The sequence below is a fragment of the Rhizobium sp. BR 315 genome (genome assembly GCF_050577975.1).
Taxonomy (GTDB): domain Bacteria; phylum Pseudomonadota; class Alphaproteobacteria; order Rhizobiales; family Rhizobiaceae; genus Rhizobium; species Rhizobium miluonense.
In genome coordinates this window covers 1-17,665 of sequence record NZ_JARWKZ010000084.1, presented here as the reverse complement: position 1 = coordinate 17,665, position 17,665 = coordinate 1, and the positions used below count along the sequence as shown (strand labels likewise).

The 17,665-nt window shown below is 56.4% G+C and carries 15 protein-coding genes and 1 pseudogene; 6 read left to right on the top strand and 10 right to left on the bottom strand.

Annotated features, from left to right (window positions below; all coding sequences use genetic code 11):
- The 5 genes and pseudogenes from QD409_RS33650 to QD409_RS33630 form a co-directional block, all read right to left on the bottom strand.
- Positions 1-238, bottom strand: a pseudogene (locus QD409_RS33650) (hypothetical protein); the annotation flags it as partial.
- A complete protein-coding gene (locus QD409_RS33645; RefSeq protein ID WP_430764871.1) occupies positions 235-1,782 on the bottom strand; it encodes an acyl-CoA carboxylase subunit beta in 1,548 nt (515 codons plus the stop codon). The pseudogene QD409_RS33650 and the gene QD409_RS33645, both read right to left, overlap by 4 nt.
- A gap of 11 nt (positions 1,783-1,793) precedes the next feature.
- Entirely contained in the window at positions 1,794-3,356 is a 1,563-nt protein-coding gene (locus tag QD409_RS33640) for a class I adenylate-forming enzyme family protein (protein ID WP_427143506.1), read from the bottom strand.
- Positions 3,357-3,387: 31 nt separating this feature from the next.
- Positions 3,388-4,035, bottom strand: a complete 648-nt coding sequence (locus QD409_RS33635; RefSeq protein WP_427143505.1) for a TetR/AcrR family transcriptional regulator — start codon at positions 4,033-4,035, stop codon at positions 3,388-3,390.
- Between the two features lie 12 nt (positions 4,036-4,047).
- Entirely contained in the window at positions 4,048-5,142 is a 1,095-nt protein-coding gene (locus tag QD409_RS33630; protein WP_427143504.1) for an extracellular solute-binding protein, read from the bottom strand.
- Positions 5,143-5,334: 192 nt separating this feature from the next.
- Here QD409_RS33630 and QD409_RS33625 point away from each other — a divergent pair, with 192 nt between their 5' ends.
- From QD409_RS33625 to QD409_RS33615, 3 genes are read left to right on the top strand one after another with little or no spacing between them, the layout of a single operon-like run.
- A complete protein-coding gene (locus QD409_RS33625) occupies positions 5,335-6,474 on the top strand; it encodes an ABC transporter ATP-binding protein (protein ID WP_430764869.1) in 1,140 nt (379 codons plus the stop codon).
- 17 nt (positions 6,475-6,491) lie between these two features.
- Entirely contained in the window at positions 6,492-8,159 is a 1,668-nt protein-coding gene (locus tag QD409_RS33620) for an acetyl/propionyl/methylcrotonyl-CoA carboxylase subunit alpha (protein WP_430764868.1), read from the top strand.
- Positions 8,160-8,172: 13 nt separating this feature from the next.
- Positions 8,173-8,682, top strand: a complete 510-nt coding sequence (locus QD409_RS33615; RefSeq protein ID WP_427143501.1) for a thioesterase family protein — start codon at positions 8,173-8,175, stop codon at positions 8,680-8,682.
- Positions 8,683-8,908: 226 nt separating this feature from the next.
- On the opposite strand, the gene QD409_RS33610 is transcribed toward QD409_RS33615, so the two are convergent.
- The 5 genes from QD409_RS33610 to QD409_RS33590 form a co-directional block, all read right to left on the bottom strand.
- A complete protein-coding gene (locus QD409_RS33610) occupies positions 8,909-9,157 on the bottom strand; it encodes a hypothetical protein (RefSeq protein WP_430764867.1) in 249 nt (82 codons plus the stop codon).
- Positions 9,158-9,396: 239 nt separating this feature from the next.
- On the bottom strand, positions 9,397-11,412 hold the full coding sequence (ndpC, locus tag QD409_RS33605) for a 6-hydroxypseudooxynicotine oxidase (RefSeq protein WP_430764866.1): 2,016 nt from the start codon (positions 11,410-11,412) through the stop codon (positions 9,397-9,399).
- 102 nt (positions 11,413-11,514) lie between these two features.
- On the bottom strand, positions 11,515-11,892 hold the full coding sequence (locus tag QD409_RS33600) for a nuclear transport factor 2 family protein (RefSeq protein ID WP_427143499.1): 378 nt from the start codon (positions 11,890-11,892) through the stop codon (positions 11,515-11,517).
- Positions 11,893-12,014: 122 nt separating this feature from the next.
- Positions 12,015-12,941 (bottom strand): alpha/beta fold hydrolase, encoded by a 927-nt coding sequence (locus QD409_RS33595; protein ID WP_430764865.1) that lies wholly within the window; start codon positions 12,939-12,941, stop codon positions 12,015-12,017.
- Entirely contained in the window at positions 12,938-14,113 is a 1,176-nt protein-coding gene (locus QD409_RS33590) for an FAD-dependent oxidoreductase (protein ID WP_024899816.1), read from the bottom strand. The genes QD409_RS33595 and QD409_RS33590 overlap by 4 nt, the downstream gene beginning before the upstream one ends.
- 447 nt (positions 14,114-14,560) lie before the next feature.
- Here QD409_RS33590 and QD409_RS33585 point away from each other — a divergent pair, with 447 nt between their 5' ends.
- The 3 genes from QD409_RS33585 to QD409_RS33575 form a co-directional block, all read left to right on the top strand.
- Positions 14,561-15,910 (top strand): MFS transporter, encoded by a 1,350-nt coding sequence (locus tag QD409_RS33585; protein WP_430764864.1) that lies wholly within the window; start codon positions 14,561-14,563, stop codon positions 15,908-15,910.
- Between the two features lie 306 nt (positions 15,911-16,216).
- Positions 16,217-16,966, top strand: a complete 750-nt coding sequence (locus QD409_RS33580; protein WP_430764870.1) for an electron transfer flavoprotein subunit beta/FixA family protein — start codon at positions 16,217-16,219, stop codon at positions 16,964-16,966.
- Between the two features lie 77 nt (positions 16,967-17,043).
- Positions 17,044-17,665, top strand: a 622-nt coding sequence (locus QD409_RS33575) for an electron transfer flavoprotein subunit alpha/FixB family protein (RefSeq protein WP_430764863.1), incomplete at its 3' end; no start/stop codon positions are given.

Genomic DNA, 17,665 nt, shown 5'->3' with positions numbered 1-17,665 from the left:
GCGCTACCTGACGCAACAAATCGTCCTGGACGATCGCTGCGTAGTGGCCAAAGTAAAGCGGCTCCGAAAAGCTCGATCGGCCCTTTTCGTTCAGGCTGCGCATGATGATCGTCAAGAGCGGCCAGCCCAACGATAAGGAGAGGACGAAGATTGCTGGCAGTAGCAAGGCGAACTTCGTTGCGGCGACGCCGACATGACGTCTTTGCCCGGCAAGGGAGGTAACTGAAACGTACCTCATCCACTTCGACCTTCCTGCGGCATGCGATATGCGAGCCTGAGGAGTCGCGCGAGATATTTGCGCGTGTCTCGGGGATCGATCATTTCTTCCGCGCCGAAGTTTTCGACAGCCTTCCAGATCGATGTCTGTTCTTCGAACCGTTTCGTCAGCTGCGCCTTTAAAGCCGCTCGTTCCTCAGGCGGTGCAGCTTCCAGTTCTGCTCGGAACGCCGCTTCGACGCCGCCTTCTATCGGCATGTCGCCCCAAGCCGCGCTTGGCCACACGAGCCGCAAGCTCAAAGGATTGCGGCTTCCTGTCGCCACGCCGCCGAGGCCAAAGGACCGACGGACCTGTACCGTTATCACGGGCACCTTCGCTTGCTGGATTGCCCGAAGCGCCATTGCGCCAAACGTCAGGACACCTGCTTCCTCCGCCTTCGGCCCTACGAGGAAGCCCGGAACATCGACGAGATATGCGATCGGAATATGAAATCGGTCACAGAGCTCGACGAACTTGGCCTGCTTCAGAGAAGACTGCACATCCAGAGATCCGGCGACGAACCGCGCGTCCGAAGCCAGGATCCCAATCGTGTGACCTTCGATCCGGGCCAGGCCAGTGCGAAGCGAACGACCGTAGTCCGGCGCGATTTCGAAGAACGTGTCCTGGTCTGCGATGCACCGTATCAGCTTGTGAACGTCGTAGGCGCGTCTCAAACTCGGAGACACGATCGAAAAGAGCTCGTTCTGATCATTTTCGGCCCAAGTCTCAATGACTGCCGGCCGGCGGCTGACATTGTCTGGCAGGTATGAGAGGACCTGACGGACTTGAGCAAGCGCCACATCCTCGTTTTCGGCAGCGTTGTCAATCAGACCAGATGAACGGGTATGGATCGCGACGCCACCAAGGGCGAACTTGTCGATCTCCAAACCAAGGGCCTGCTTAACCACGGGAGGGCCTCCGRCGAATAGACACCCGTTGTCCGAGGTCATGACGGAGAAGTGCGATATGTGCGCTCGGGCCGCAGAGCTGCCGGCGGTAGGGCCTAGCACGGCAGCCAGAACGGGGACTTGTTGCAGCAACTCGAACATAGGATAGGTGGGGTTGGCGGACTGCAGTTCCGGATAGCCGATCTGATCCTGCAGAAGGATGGAGCCACCGACCCCGTTGATCAGCATGACGAACGGGATTTTGTAACCGATCGCAAATTCTTCGATGAMCCCGCCCCAACCGCCCTTGTAGCGCACAAGGTGCACGCCCGCGCCGCCGCCTTCAACACTGAAATCTTCCGCGCCGATTGCCACCGGGCGACCGTCGATTTCGCAGAGGCCGCAAACGAACGTAGGTGCGAGGAGAGAGCCATCCTCGGTAGGTGTGGTCACGAAAGTCCCGATCTCGAGAAAGCTGTCGGGATCCGCGATTTTGGCAATCCGTTCGCGTGCCGTGGAGCGACCGTAGCGATGCTCGCGTGCAATCCGGTCTGGTCCGCTCGATGCGAGCGCGATTTCGCGACGACGATCCAGTTCTTCCAGCAAAGCCTGCCATTCAGGACTAATGTTCTGGGTCATCCCATTCCTCCTCAGATTGCTAGGATCTTGGCGCAGATGCTCGCCAGTTCCTTCTTGTCGACCTTTGTTGCATTTCGGATAGGGAAGCTGTCGACGAAGACGATGTGTCGCGGCTTCTTGTAGGATGCGAGCTTCGTAAGAAGAAACGCCATGATCTCTTCCTTGGAGATGGTCCCTTCCTTCCGTGGCACGATCGCGGCGCAAACCACCTCTGTAAACTCCTCGTCGGGAAGGCCGACCACAGCGACGTCGATGACCGCGGGATGCTGGCGTATGACGTTCTCGATCTCCGCAGGGTAGATGTTCTGTCCCTTCGAAATAATGAGGTCCTTGCTACGTCCGACGATGCGGATCCAGCCCTCGTCGTCGATGGTCGCGAGGTCGCCGATCCTGAGCCAGCCGTCACGCACCGTTTCCGCATCGAGCTGGGGAGCGTTCCAATAGTTGTTCATGACCGCCGGTCCAGCTGTCCACACGTCCCCTACGCCTCCGGGAGGAACCAAGTTTCCGTCGGCGTCGAGGAGCCGGATTGACTGGCCGGGAACGCACCGACCGACCGATCCAGGGTGAAGATCGATATCGTCGCCATCAATTAGCGTTGGGAGACCGCATTCCGTGGAGCCGTAGGCGATCGCCAGATGGATGTGGGGCCAGCGTCGACGCGCTTCAGCGATGAGCGCGGGGGGGCAATTTTCACCACCCGTGTACCACCATTTCATGGACTGGAGGGGCAAAGGCTCGCGATCGTCTGCTTCGATCATATTGCGGAACATGGACGGGAAGATAAGGGCGTGCGACACGTTCCACTTCTGGATAAACTCGCCTAGTCGCTCCGCGCTCCATCCGCGGCTCGGCATTATGGCGACGGTTCCGCCGACGAGGAACGTCGGGATGGAGCTCTCATTCAACGCAGCCGTGTTGTACATCGGCGCATTGAGAAGCATGACCGTCTCTTGGTTCATCTGCTTGAAGATGCTGGCCTGCTGCATGGCACACCATATGACTGCGAGCGAACGCATCACGACGCCCTTCGGCTTTCCCGTCGTCCCAGAGGTGTACAAGATCATTTGTACGTCATGTGGGATCGCAGAGGCCAGGGACGGACAAGCATCGGCGAAGGCCTCATACGCAGATCCGCCTGCATTGGCCTCAAGCACGACTAGTTTTGGGCCGTTTGCTATAGCCCTCGACGCGTCCTCGGCTACGGGCGAGGTCTCAGTTTCCACGAAGAAGAGCTTAGCGCCGCTGTCATCGAGAATTGAGGCCACTTCGCTGGCGGTTAGCCGGAAACTCACGGGTACGAACACAAGACCGGCGAAAGCGCAGGCGAAATAGAGCTCGAAGATTTCGCCCCGGTTATAGAGCATCGAGGCAACGCGGTCGCCAGTCTGAAGCCCAGCCGCTCGAAACGCGCCGGCCAGCTTCAGCGCTCTGGACCGTAATTGCCCGTAGGTAAGCGCACCGTGCTCCCAGACGAGAGCGAGCTTTTCCGGCTGGTGCAAAACCTGAGGACCCGTATCGCCGAGAATAGAAGATACTGTCCACCCGAGGGTAGAGGAAATAACATTCGACATGTGCGTTCCCGTTTATGTGTACTGTTGCCCGCTATGCGGAGGCATACCGGGTAGGCGGCGCTGGCTCGCCTTTGTCACTCGACGACACTTCGGTTCCCAGTCGACGTATCCAGTATCTGATAGGCGACTGTTCCCGAAGTTGACTCATCACCCGCGGATCAAGGAGCGAGTGAATGCTCAACCCGTCCGCGAGACCGACAAGGTCGGCCGCCACTCTTTTCGGCTCCAGGTCCGGGGGCAGATCACCGTGCGCTTGCGCCTGACGAATGGCCCGTGTCGCGGACTTTCTCCATCCCACGAGATAGCTCTCAAGCTCCTGCCTCAAATCAGCTTCAGTCATGCCTTCGGCATAGAAAAAGAAGAAGATTCGGCACAGCGCAAGCCGACGCTTGTCCAGGGGAATGCTGCCTTCGAGGATTTGCTCGAGGGCAGCGATGCCCTCCAGCGTATTTATAACGCGCGTATTATGTTCGCCAAGGATTTCGGCGGCTCGGCGCAATCCGCCAAGGAGAAGATCCTGACGATTTTTGAAGTAGTGGCCGATGACGCCGGTGGACCATCCCGAACGATCCGCAACCTCCCGGATGGTGGCCGCCGCTATGCCGGCCTCCGAGACGACATCCAATAGAACGTCGCAAATCTGCTTTCGTCGTTCGTTGTGATCCACCAGGCGAGGCATGTCATTCTTTCTTTAGTTGAGGGCGACCCAACGATTGAAACGATCGACTACTTCCGTGATATTTTTCGCGTAGTAGTCGGCGTTTTCCTCGATCGCTTTCTTAGCATTATCGCCTGCTACGATCCACGGTCCAAGATCGTCACCGTACGCAGTGCTGTCGAGGCCGACAATATCCGTTGCATAAGTGATCTGCTTGACAAGCGCCTTCTGCCCTTCCTGGTCGGCGATGAAATGGGCAATCATCGCTTGGCCGGCGTCGGCATTCGGTGCGCCTTTAGGAATGGCATATACGGCCTGGGAGTAGAGCGAATTCTCCCATTTCGCGGCGAGCGGCGCGTTGTCGTTCTTCACTGCGCTGTAGACGCGGCCGCTCCAGGCGATGCCCATTGAGCACTCGCCGCTTGAAAGAAGGCGGATCGCGTCATCGCCGTTGGACCACCAGAGGATGTCAGACTTGATGGTGTCAAGCTTCGCGAAGGCCTTGTCTAAGTCCAGGGGGTAGAGATTGTCGCGCGTCGCGCCGTCGGCAAGAAGCGCGGCCTCCAGCACGCCGCCGAACTGGGGATACTTAAACAGGCAGCGCTTGCCGGGGAAACGTTTTACGTCAAAAAGATCGACGACGCTGGCCGGCGCGTTATCGGTCGCGAATTTGCTGGTGTTATACGTGAAGACGATGCCATAGCGCAAAACATCCACGCCATATTCGTCGTGCGCCGTAGGGCCGAGTTTGCTCAGATCGACGATGCTGGGATCGAGCTTCTGAACGTAGCCGGCGTCACGGGCCTTGATAAAGTCGCCCTTTGTCGGGAACTCGATCATGCTCCAAGGAATCGAGGCGCCGCTGTCCATCGCCGCGAAGTACTTAGTCATGTCGGAGTTGAAGTCGCCTTTGACTTCGACCCCGGTCTCGGCCGCGAAGTCCTTGATTACCGTTTCCTCACGGGCCCGCGTCGTGGCACCACCGGAGCCATCGTGCCAGACGAGCTCTCCCGATATTTTTGCTTTCACGTCGGCCGGCAGAATGTCGGCGGCGTACGAAGCCACCGACGACAGCGTGAGCGCTGCGCCTGCGACGATAAACGTGGCCTTGCTGGTCAATTTCCTCATTTGCATTCCCCTTCCTCTGGTTTGCCTTTGCTAAGACAAATGTAACAAAAAGAATCCGTCGCGCAAGCCGCAACAGGCTTTTTTTATCACAAGCGTCTTGATAAAAAATGAGGTAGCCCGCTATGATGGGCAAATAGCAGTCCGATGAGCGATGTCGGTCGCCGTCCCGGGCTAGGGGAGGAGCGTAGCAATATGATCAGCCAAGACGCCACCACGACGAAATCCCGCTCGGAAAAAAACGAAGCGGAGCGGGCGAACGGTATCGAGGTGAGAGACGTCGAAATTCGGTTCGCCAACGGCTACTTAGGGCTAAAAAAAACAGCTCTTAGTATCGAGCCTGGCTCGTTCTGCACCTTGCTCGGTCCTTCGGGCTCTGGAAAGACGACACTTCTACGAACGATCGCCGGACTTCTCACCCCGAGCTCAGGCGTAATCATGATCGGCGCGAAAGATGTCACCCGTCTTCCGGTTCAGGCGCGTAACATCGGGTTCGTCTTCCAAAACTACGCGCTATTTCCGCATATGACCGTCGCGCAGAACATCGAATATCCCTTGAAGCTGCACAAATGGCCGCAAGCCGATCGGCGGCGTCGTGTACACGAAATTCTTGAGCTTATCGAGCTCCCCAATGCGGGCGATCGTGCGGTGGGCGAACTCAGCGGTGGTCAACAACAGCGTGTCGCGATCGGACGCGCGCTGGTCTATCGCCCCGCGCTGCTCCTGCTMGATGAGCCCATGGGTGCGCTCGACCGTAGGCTCCGGCAGCAACTGGGCGCCGATCTGCGGGAAATCCAACAGCGCACCGGCATTACCGCGGTCTATGTAACGCACGATCAGGAAGAGGCGTTCATCCTATCGGACAAGGTCGCGATCATGGATGGTGGGGAAATCCTGCAATACGACACCCCATCCGAACTCTATTTCCGACCGAAGTCTCGTTTCGTTGCCCGCTTTTTGGGGGAGGCGAACCTGATTGACGTGTCGAGCTTGGAACAGGGTGGCGATGGACGGACCCTTATACGGACAGGCCGCGCTACCTTCTCATTGCCTCTTCCGCGCGCGATCCTCAAACAGCACTCGTCGCTGTCGATCGTTCTGCGCCCTGAAGATCTGATCCTGCTCGGCTCAGACACAGTCGATGAGATGCAAGCCCCTGCTATCCCCGTTCGTATCGAGAAAGAACTCTTTCTTGGAAGCCGCTGCATCGTTACCGTTTCTGACAACTCCGGTGCAACGTATTTGGTGGAATGCTCAAAGTCGCAAATTCCTGCCTCCGGCGCGGAGGTGTGGCTGACTTGGAATCCCGCGTCGATGGTTCTTGTCGATCACTAAGAGCTTGAGGAATGAAAATGAAGAAGATCCTTATTGCGAACCGTGGCGAGATTGCCTTGCGTATCGTCAGGGCATGCCGCGATGCAGGCTACGTGTCAGTGGCCATCGCCTCCGAGGCGGACCGGGACGCCCTGCATGTTCGAGCAGCGGATGAAGCATTCACGCTCAAAGGCCACTCGCCCCTGGAGACGTATCTCAATCAATCGGCCATCCTCGACATTGCCAAACGTAGCGGCGCCGACGCGGTCCATCCTGGATATGGCTTGTTGTCCGAGAACGAGACCTTCGCCGCGGCCGTACAGGCGGCCGGGCTCGTGTGGATCGGTCCTCCGCCAGAGGCTATCGCCCAGCTTGGCGACAAGGTGAAGGCTCGTGCCATCGCGCGGAAGGTCGGAGCGCCGCTTCTTCCATCTCTGGACGGGGGAGCAGTTACCCAGGAACAGGTTCGGGCATTCGCCGAAACTCATGGCCTGCCGGTTATCATAAAAGCACAGAATGGTGGTGGCGGACGCGGCATGCGGATCGTCCGGACAATGGAAGAAATCGTACCGCTCATGGCTGCTGCGGAGCGCGAAGCAGGCCTCGCGTTCGGAAGGCCGGAGTGCTTCGTCGAGGTGTATGCCGAGCATGCACGTCATGTCGAAACCCAGTGCCTCGCCGATCAGCACGGTATCGTTGCGGTCATTTCGACACGTGATTGCACTCTGCAGCGCCGACAGCAGAAGCTCGTGGAAGAGGCACCGGCACCATTCTTGAGCAACGACCAGATTGACGTTTTAAGGAAAGTGTCGATCGGCATCCTTAAGGAGGTTGGCTACTGCGGGGCTGCGACCTGCGAGTTCCTGGTAACGAATGCGGGGAACATCTATTTTCTCGAGGTGAATACCCGTATTCAGGTCGAGCATCCTGTGACTGAAGAGGTGACAGGCATTGATATCATACGGGAGATGTTCAGCATCGCCGAGGGCAGCCCATTGCCATTCACCGACGCGCCGGTTCGGGGACATTCGATTGAGTTCCGGATCAACGCTGAGGACCCATGGGCCGATTTCCGACCCGTGCCCGGCAAGATCAAGCGAATGCGGCTTCCTGGCGGACCGGGCGTGAGAGTGGATTTCGGTTATGCCGAGGGTGACACCATTCCTCCATACTATGACTCTCTTGTCGGAAAACTGATCGTAACCGGCCGCGATCGGGAACAGGCAATCGAACGCGCGGCACGTGCGCTTGACGAATTGGTGATCGAAGGCGTGAGCACAGTGACACCGCTCCATCGCGCTATCGTAAAGCGCGGCGAGTTTGTCGCTGAGTATCGTCAGGAATTTGCCATCTACACACGGTGGATCGACGTCGAGATGCCCCAGCTTGCCCAAGAGGCACTGGCGTTACACAAAGCCGATGCACCGCAAGAAGAGACCACAGAAATGTCGATGCTCGAGCAGCCGCAACATGTTGATGAGGCTCCCATCTACCGCATCGGCGTAAAGGCTCCGCTCTCGGGGATGGTAATGGAGCTTTGCGTGAAGACGGGGGACAGAATCTCCCGGGGCGATGTAGTTGCGATCATGGAATCCATGAAAATGGAACAGTCGATCCTCGCCGAAAACGAAGGTGTCGTGGCCAAGATCAATGTTGAGATTGGCGCCTTTATTGAAACGGGCGACGACCTAATGGGGCTCGACTGAGATGCCGGCAGCAATGTTTGAATTCGAGGCTGTAGATGATCGCCCTCAAGAGAATGCACTCTTGACACTTGAGGCAACGGTGGATGATCAATGGATTGATTACAACGGCCACATGACGGAGTGGCAATATTATAAGTTGTTAGCTGATGCAGGTGAAAACTATCTGCGGGCGATTGGCTTCACGGAAGAGTATCGCCTCCAGGGGTTCAGTTTTTTTTCAGTAGAAGGGCATCAGCGAAATCTCCGAGAGTGCCGGCTAGGCACGCCGTTACGCGTGTTCACCGAGACGATCGGTTACGACGAAACGAGGCTCCATATCTACCAGTACGTCGTAGATGCCGCCCGAGACATTGTGCTTGCTACGGGTGAGCACATGATGGTTCATGTGGACACTGTTAAGCGGCGGTCCGCACCCATCAACGACTATATGCGCAGCTGCCTGCAGCGGGCGTTGGATTCCTGGCGGCCGGTGAAAGCTCCCAAAGGGCTCGCTGCAGCGATAAAGGCACCGAGAAGGTCCTGATCTCCTGGCCATCGTAGGCAAACGCAACGGGTTTTGCTTAGGGAAGCGGACGGCTGACCGTGTCACCGGAGTGAAGCCTCATGCGATTACCGGCGGCCAGGCGCTCTCGCCACGCAAACCACACCCGAAGGCGATGGTAGCTTGGAATTATATTATAAATTGATGCTCAAGCGGCGCGGCACCGGCTACATAATCGCAGCCTCCGGCGCCACAAATTTGCCCGCGGTCACCACATCGGCAACTCCTCGACCTTCCCGATCATGAAGCTGCACATATACGTCGAGGCTGGACCCGCGACGACGGCTTTGAGCCGCGCCGTCTGTTCTCCGATCTTCGCTCGAGCATCCAGAGGATCCGCTCGAAACTGCGACTCCGAACCGGGCCGCCGCCAGGCCGCCGCCTGACGGGCCGATGCCCCGTCATCTTCAGCTTTAAAAACACGTAGCCGCGAATCTTCGCCCAGCGCTCTGGCCATCGTCACCACCGTCAAAGCGGACGCTGTCCAGAACGTCTGAAGCAAGTGATGTCAAAATCATCCATCGACCCATCGCCGTGCTCTAGTTCGTCAGCTCGCTGAGGAGAGGCAATTGCTTCGCTTGCCAAACCTACGACCGGAACGCTGCGAGCCAGATCCGGCCGTGATCCATGATAGAAGGCACCAAATAAATGTGTGCGGGATTCCTACGAGACCGAGAGAGATGATTTAAAAGAGACCTAACGACCGGTACCGCAAAATTCAATGCCGGCCTTTCGTCCATCTTTAGTGGCCTGAGCGATTTGGCCCGGCCCAAGACAGTCCCCTATGCGTTCGACCGACGCAATCTTTCCTGCTTCTTTCTTTGCAACTAACTCATGATAAAGAATATCATCGGATACTTGGCCGGTTACCAGAACGACGGCGTCCACTTTTCTACTGGATTCCACACCAGTAAGAATACGACTCGTCGTAATGTTGCCCGACGAGATACTAGTTACGGAGGTTCCGACAACGATTTCAATACCCATCTCGTTCATTGAGTTGATTACGTGGACAAGTTCCAGCGTGTTGATCGTCCACGGTGCCGGATCGCTCGCAGTCGTGATGTAAGTTACTTTACAGCCCGCCCGGGCAAGGCGCTCAGCCACTACCGTTGCCATGTAGAAGTAGTCTTCATCATAAACGACGACCTCACCGCTTGGTAAGTTGCCATCCAAGATTTCTTCCGGGCTGTACACGTGGGGGAGATCGACGCCGGGTATCGGTTCATCGTGATTGCGACCGATCCCGTCCTTGCGCCATTTTGCTCCGGTCGCCACGATCACATGATCAGCTTCGAAGCCGATCACGTCGTTAGCAGTCAGGGCACTGTTGAGATACATGTTTGCATTGGGCATCGTCTGCAATTGCCCAACACGGTAATCCACCACGCGCCCCCAGGCACTCAAGCGAGGCATTTTACGCTCTCGCACCAGACGGCCCCCCCACTCCGATCCTCCATCTGCGATAGAAACCTGGTAACCGCGTTTCGCAAGTGTGTGGGCCGCTTCGAGACCCGCGGGACCACCACCCACAACAAGAATCGTCTTGGATGGGTCATCGGCAGGAGGCACATTTTCTGGATGCCAGCCTAAAGTATGCTCTTCTCCAGCTGACGGGTTCTGAGTACAGCGAATACGGACGTATGTCATAACCTCTGCTGTGCAAGCATTACATCCTATGCACTCACGGATATCATCATGGCGTCCTTCGTCTATCTTGTTTGGCAAGAAGGGGTCGGCTATTGAAGGTCGGGCGGCCCCGATTAAATCCAGAACGCCCCGCTTAATCTGGCTGACCATAGCGTCAGGAGACGTAAATCGCCCAACACCTACAACAGGTTTGTTCGTTACGCTCTTAACAAAATCGATAAACGGCTCTTGCTGCCCTTCTTCAAAGAAGCGACTGCTTCCGCTATCCCACGGCCAATCACTAACATTGACATCCCACAGGTCAGGAACGTCCGATAGTGCTTCAACAACGCGCCGCCCGTCTTCAAGTGCGGTAATATTTGATGCCCGTCGCCTGTCTTCTACCGCAAATCGGACCGCAACCGCGCAAGTGTCGCCAACCGCATCCTTCACGTCAGAAAGAGTTTCGCGAAGCAGTCGAACGCGATTTTCGAAGACCCCACCGTATTCGTCGGTTCTCTTGTTTGTTTTTACATCAAGGAAGTCCTGCAGAAGGGACAAATTGTGAGCGCAGTAGACATACACAATGTCAAATCCGGCCGATTTAGCGCGCACTGCCGCATCGCGATACCAGCGTCTGAAGTTGGCAATATCTTGCTTGTCGATTGTACGGGCTGTGATCGGGTTGTAATAGTAGTGGGGGAATTTGGCGGTAGGAGATAATGGATGCTCGCGATGGGAGGCGGCCGGTCCCGACGCACCTGCATGTGCGAGTTCCACGCCGGCCAACGCACCATGTTCTTTTATGGCTGCGGCAACGCGTGCTAGTTGGGGGACATGACTGTCGCTGTAAAAACAGGGGTCCGGGAGCGGTGCATGGTCAGAGGTTTGATGAATCATCGTTTCCTCCAAGCATACGACGCCCCATCCTCCTTCGGCCCGAGCTTTTCGATACGCGATCAYTCCGTCGATGGAGGACATACCCATACTTAGAGCATGCGGTACAACGTAGAATCGGTTCTTGGTTCTGACGGGACCAATTTGAACGGGCTCGAACAGGATGTCATAACGTGGATCTCGCATTAGAGACGCTCCAATCGGTGTCGGGTATGCTGTACAACGCTAATGATGGTGCGCTGACAATTTAAGATGGCGAAGAAGTTAATGCTTACAAACCGCCGGTGTTCAGATCGTGCGGGTTGAGATCTCGCGCGCTTTGCAAAACGCATTTTTAACTGCAATTTTTCCCTCGCGGAAGCGAAGAATATCGAGACCGTCGATGGCAGAGGTGTTTCCATCGGATGTTATTACTAGGGTCCATGTAACGGTCGCAGTCGAAGTACGCTCGTCAATGGAGGTGGATGTGATGTCGTATTTTGTGGAGGCGTTCAAAAATTGATCACTCGGCGCAAGCGCTTGTCCAATTGCTGCGCGTCCACTGTGCTGAACACCGAAAGGGTCCACGTATACACTAGCGTCGGTGAAGAAATCGAGCGTCTTCGAGAAATCGCGTGTGTTGAACGTATCCATAAAGGACTCAACCTGTGCGATAAGATTTTCCATTTACAATCCTCCAATAGATTCCTACAATCCGAAAGGTTCGAGAGCTATCACCGAAAGAATGACCAGATGGTCAGTCCACCTCGGAGCGCAGTATTAACTGCGCAAAGAAGACAAGTTGGGGCTCAGCTCACATGACCGGCGAGCCAATCTATGATCTCCCGAGCTATATCGTCGGAGTTATACTCAGAGATTAACATGTGACCATTCCCGAAGATGCCTTTCTCTTCAAGACGAATGTGGTCGACATGGTTTCCCCGGCCCCGGATGTAGTCTGCTGCTTGTGCATTTGCTTCACGCATCCAACTTGCTTCACCTGTTACAACCGCGATCGGCCGCATGAATGGATCATGCTCCCCGGAAAGGGGTGCCGCGTTGAGGCCGTGCGAAAATTGGCCTAGGGGGTGTTTGAAGCCAGGACAGCCTAGTGGCTCCACCGCAACGATAGCCTTCACTGATGGGCCACCAATTGCCGCCAATGCCCATCCGCACGGCGCACCAGCGGAGTGGCTGAGCAAAACTGTGTCCCCAACCATGCTGAATAGGCCCTGCGCGATAGCTTCCACGTGTTCTTGGCTTGCGGCGAGACTTGTTGCCATTGGCCCTTGACTCGCCATGAAGCGATCAACAGGGGTCTCACCGCCGGGCCATTGCGTGTGTTTTTCAGCCCCCGGCCAAAGTTGGCTTTTCGCTGCTTCAAAAAAACGTGGACCGAGTTGCTCATAACTAGGTGGTTCCGTCGCACTGCCAAGTACGCGCCGATCCCAGCGGCTTCGCCCATGTCCTGGCCGGTCAAGCAAGTATACGGGATATCCCGCGCGCAGAAAGGCGTGCGCCCAGCCGGGCCGCCCATCCGGGGTGCGCAGAAACTCCGAACTTTGTCCACCACCGCCATGTACGAATGTAATCGATACGCTTTTTGGTTCGACGGGCACGAACCATTCGACATAGGCAGTTGGACCGGGATAAGTCTCGCCCGCGTGCAGGTTGCGGGACGTTGTGAGAAATCTCCCCCCGAAGTCTGCGAGGGCCAATGGTGTTAGATTGCTCAATATACTGTCCGCATCTGTTCGTGGAACTTCATCACGACGCGCATCTTGTCTCTGTCCGCAGCGATCGCACGCGCCTCCTCGATCCACTGCTCTTTCTGCTGGCCAGGTAGCATATGATACATGTTACGTAGGTTTGAAGATGCGCGCGGCGAGACAATTTCAAGAAACTTGAAACGACGGTCTCTATCGTAGGTTTCCAATATGTCTTCGCTACGGTTATCGTGAACAACTTGGGTCAGGGCCTCGACGAGCGCGAATGTGTCAAACATACCCCCTGTCAGCCCTAGCCCCCCTGTGGGATTGGTGATGTGCGCTGCATCACCGACTAGCATAATGCGCCCTACCCGCATTCGATCAGCGCAGCGTTGATGCATTCGGTAGGGCGAAAATGCCTCCACCTCGAACGGAACGCCGCCGGTAAGCAAACTCGGCAACACCTTTGCAATTCTCTGAGGGAGTTCCTCGACTGGAAGCGCTGGGTCTTCCATAAATGTCACGCGCCAGAAGTCGCTCGTGTCGATTTTACAGATGACCGAACCGTAGACATGATCGATCTGCATCGTCGTCTTCGAATAGCCACGCCGATCCAGATCTACGCGTGTATTAGTTGCGACATAACGTTCTGGCCACGTGATACCGAAGAAGTTAAGCTTCAAAACCTCTCGCCGAACAAAACTGGTGGCGCCGTCGGCCCCGATCAACCAGTCGGCGTCAATGGTCTCGTTAACTCCATCCTTTACAATCGTCGCCCGAATACCACTACTGTTCTGTTCGCATGCAGCCAGAGTGGTCGAATAGTGGATCTCTACGTTCGGCAACCTCTGCAGATGCGAGAGAATGATAAGTGAAAGCTTATCTTGACCCAGATGAAGGGCGTAGGGGAATTCGATCTCGCCTTCAAGACACCCGATATCCCAACGAATCATCTCGCCGGTTTCGTGGATGCGCCAGGCGTGGTCCTGCCGAAGGAAGCCAGCCTTCACGCAATCATCGAGCACACCTAGATCTCGGAGATGTGGCAGAACAGATGAATGGTAAACAAGCGCACGAGGACTATCGTTGGGCCTCGCCTCTGCTTCCAAGACAGTCACACGCATACCGGAACGTGCTAAGCCTAACGTGGTAAGAAGCCCGGTTGGGCCGCCACCGACGACAACGACATGTGCGCTCATATTAACTCTCGCTCCCTTTGAAAATGGTGGTCGCTGACCCAACGGGCATTGAAGGTCACCACATTTACGTCGACGCTGCCGCGCCGGCCAAACATGGCACGCCAGTTGCCGCTGCCCTCCGATCGAACGATACTCGCCCGCAGTGAATTCACAAATTGAATAATTAGAAACCGCGCTGATGTCAAGACGACTGGGTTACGCTCAACGGCTTGCCATTGAGCGTCCACGTAAACCTGCGACCAGTACATAACGGTAGATTTGGGGAGCCGAGTCGACACGCGAAGCTGCCTTTCCGAGGCAAATTAATTATTCAATATTGTAATTTATTGAGGCCGGCGCTATCGTGTCTTTCGCCGACCAAGTCGGCGTCAAGAGTCGCAACACCCTCTGATCTGTTCGAAGGGGGCTGCACTTAACGGGTTTTGACGGAACGCGGGGGAGGAATTCATGAGCGTGGACGTTGGGTCATCTGATGCAGGCATACAAGTGCAAACCGTCGGTCGTTCGCATGGGCTGGGTAATGTACTCCGACGGAAGTCATTAATCGCGACTGGCCTGGGCAATACACTCGAGTGGTACGACTGGACGATCTATGCGGTTTTCGCGCCTTACATAGCTAAGGCAATGTTTGACACCCAAGACCCTGTCTCAGCTTTGTTGAGCACCTTGGCGATTTTTGCGGTCGGCTTCATCTCTCGTCCGCTTGGAGGTATTGTCTTCGGAGCCCTTGCGGATCGCCTGGGGCGCAGATCCGTGCTGTTGACAAGCATGGTACTAATGGGTTTCGGCAGTCTTTTGATTGCCGTGTCCCCAACGTATGCCGCTATCGGCGGATTCGCGTCTCTCATCGTATTGGCTGCTAGGTTGTTGCAAGGTTTTGCTCATGGGGGTGAGGCGACCGCTTCCTACGCATATCTTGCGGAAATCGCTCCAAAGGAGCGGCGGGGCCTGTGGACGAGCAGCATGTTCTTTAGTGTCGGCATCGGCAGCATAGTCGCTACGCTGCTTGGTGTGGTCTTGACCCGGGTAATTGATGCCGTAGACATGGACTCGTGGGGCTGGCGTATTCCGTTTCTCCTCGGTGCTCTGCTTTCCGTGCTCGTGTTGTTTCTGCGAAAGAGCATGATGGAAAGCGACGTACTGACGGATTTCGTAGGTTCAAAAGGGGAGGGTTCCCCTAATCCGGTCGAGACCTCCGATTGGCCGAGAAGCAAAATTATATCACGTGCTGTCGGGATTTTCTTCTACCAAGCCGGCGTCGGCCTGCCATATTATCTCTGGACCGCGTACGCTGCGGTGTTCGCGATAACGCAGCGTGGCATGGATCCAAGCGGCGCCTTCACAGCGAGTTTGTTTGCACAAATTCCCTATATCATCGCCGTTCCTGTATGGGGATACGTTTCCGATCGAATCGGCAGGAAGCCCGTCACCATATTCTATTTTCTGTCAGTAGCAGTGCTAACATTTCCGCTAATTAGCTTCATATCCAGTGAGCCTTGGACGCTATTTGTCGCACAGGGCGTCATGCTCACGGTTACTGGTTGTATTGGTGGTACGCTACCCGCAATCATCGCTGAACGTGTTCCAACACGGTACCGGTCGCGCATTATGGGTATTTCTCTCCCTCTTTCACTTGCTCTGTTTGGCGGCACAGCACCATACTTGAGCAGTTGGTTTTCTAGCCAACAACTCTCTTGGGTCTTTAACCTGTATGTCGTTATCGTTGTTCTAATAGCGGCGGGCGTGGTGGCAACTTGGAAAGAAACGAGGGGCATTGACCTGCGCGACGTCAATTAATGCGTTGATTTTTGAAGGTGAATGGCGGCGGAGCTGTCATTCACCCATCGTGCTCCATTTACATACCGGATAACGGCGAGTTTCGCGGTATTGCTGCACTTAGCCGAAAGCCGAAGTGTTGGCGAAGGGTTGCTGCTGGCGAGCAAACAGGACTCAAAGATGTTGTCGGACGTTTCGGCGGCTTTAGCGGAAACCAATGGGGTTGAATGGCAAACGCAAGATAAGGGAATCTAGTCAATGAGGCTCTTCAGAATTTTGAACCTAGGAAAGTAAGAAAGGCTTCGAAACATGCAAATAAACTCCGGCATTAAGATCATTGTCCCAGTGAAGCGCGTTGTTGATTACAATGTAAAGATCCGCGTGAAGTCGGATGGTTCGGGCGTCGACCTGAACGGCGTGAAGATGTCGATGAACCCGTTTGACGAGATTTCGGTCGAGGAAGCGCTGCGCCTGAAGGAAGCCGGCAAGGCCGAGGAAGTTGTGGTCGTCTCCGTCGGTCCGGCCAAGGCGGAAGAAACCTTGCGCACGGCGCTCGCCATGGGCGCGGATCGCGCCGTCCTGGTCGAGACTGATGATGCCGTCGAGCCGCTCGCCGTCGCCAAGATCCTCAAGGGGGTCGCGGAAGCCGAACAGCCKGGCCTGATCATCGTCGGMAAGCAGGCGATCGACGACGATTCGAAYCAGACCGGTCAGATGCTGTCGGCSCTGCTCGGCTGGSCGCAGGCGACGTTTGCCTCGAAGGTYGAGGTCGGRTCCGGTTCTGCCCAGGTGACGCGCGAAGTCGATGGTGGTCTCCAGACCATCGAAGTCAAGCTTCCGGCCGTGGTGACGACGGACCTGCGYYTSAACGAGCCGCGYTATGCYTCGCTGCCGAACATCATGAAGGCGAAGAAGAAGCCGCTCGACAAGAAGTCGCCGGCCGATTTCGGCGTCGATACCGCCCCGCGCTTGAAGGTGCTGAAGACCGAGGAGCCTTCGGGCCGCAAGGCGGGCGTCAAGGTCAAGTCGGTCGCCGAGCTGGTCGAAAAGCTCAAGACCGAAGCMGGCGTGCTCTAAGGCGTTCATGMCCCGAAAAGTGGGAACCGGTTTTCGGACAAGGGCATGAACCGAAGGAAWCAAGGGAGAACACAACCATGGCCATTCTTCTTCTGGCAGATCACGACAAYGCMMMCCTTTCCGACCAGACCGCCAAGGCGCTGACGGCAGCATCGAAGATCGGTTCCGACGTGCATGTGCTCGTCGCCGGCTCCGGTGCCAAGGCTGCGGCCGAGGCGGCTGCAAAGCTCTCGGGCGTGACGAAGGTCCTGCTTGCCGACGATGCAAGCCTCGGCAACAACCTCGCCGAACCGCTGGCAGCGCTCATCGTGTCGCTTGCCGGCTCCTATGACGCCATCGTCTCGGCTGCGACCTCGGTCGGCAAGAATGTGCTGCCCCGTGTTGCTGCCCTGCTCGATGTCGCGCAGGTCTCGGAAATCGTCGAGATCGTCTCTGCCGACACGTTCAAGCGTCCGATCTATGCGGGCAATGCCATCCAGACGGTTCAGTCCACCGACGCCAGGAAGGTGATCACCGTTCGCACGGCCTCTTTCGCCGCAGCCGGCGAGGGCGGCAGCGCTTCGGTCGAGACCATCTCGGCCGCCGCGAACCCGGGTCTCTCGACTCATGTCAAGGATGCGCTGTCCTCGTCGGATCGTCCGGAACTGACGTCTGCCAAGATCATCATCTCGGGCGGCCGTGCACTCGGCTCGTCGGAGA

Coding starts and splice junctions, on each gene's coding strand:
- QD409_RS33640 (WP_427143506.1), bottom strand. CDS start 3,356: ATGTCGAATGTTATTTCCTCTACCCTCGGGTGGACAGTATCTTCTATT.
- QD409_RS33635 (WP_427143505.1), bottom strand. CDS start 4,035: ATGCCTCGCCTGGTGGATCACAACGAACGACGAAAGCAGATTTGCGAC.
- QD409_RS33630 (WP_427143504.1), bottom strand. CDS start 5,142: ATGAGGAAATTGACCAGCAAGGCCACGTTTATCGTCGCAGGCGCAGCG.
- QD409_RS33620 (WP_430764868.1), top strand. CDS start 6,492: ATGAAGAAGATCCTTATTGCGAACCGTGGCGAGATTGCCTTGCGTATC.
- QD409_RS33615 (WP_427143501.1), top strand. CDS start 8,173: ATGTTTGAATTCGAGGCTGTAGATGATCGCCCTCAAGAGAATGCACTC.
- QD409_RS33610 (WP_430764867.1), bottom strand. CDS start 9,157: ATGGCCAGAGCGCTGGGCGAAGATTCGCGGCTACGTGTTTTTAAAGCT.
- QD409_RS33600 (WP_427143499.1), bottom strand. CDS start 11,892: ATGGAAAATCTTATCGCACAGGTTGAGTCCTTTATGGATACGTTCAAC.
- QD409_RS33590 (WP_024899816.1), bottom strand. CDS start 14,113: ATGAGCGCACATGTCGTTGTCGTCGGTGGCGGCCCAACCGGGCTTCTT.
- QD409_RS33585 (WP_430764864.1), top strand. CDS start 14,561: ATGAGCGTGGACGTTGGGTCATCTGATGCAGGCATACAAGTGCAAACC.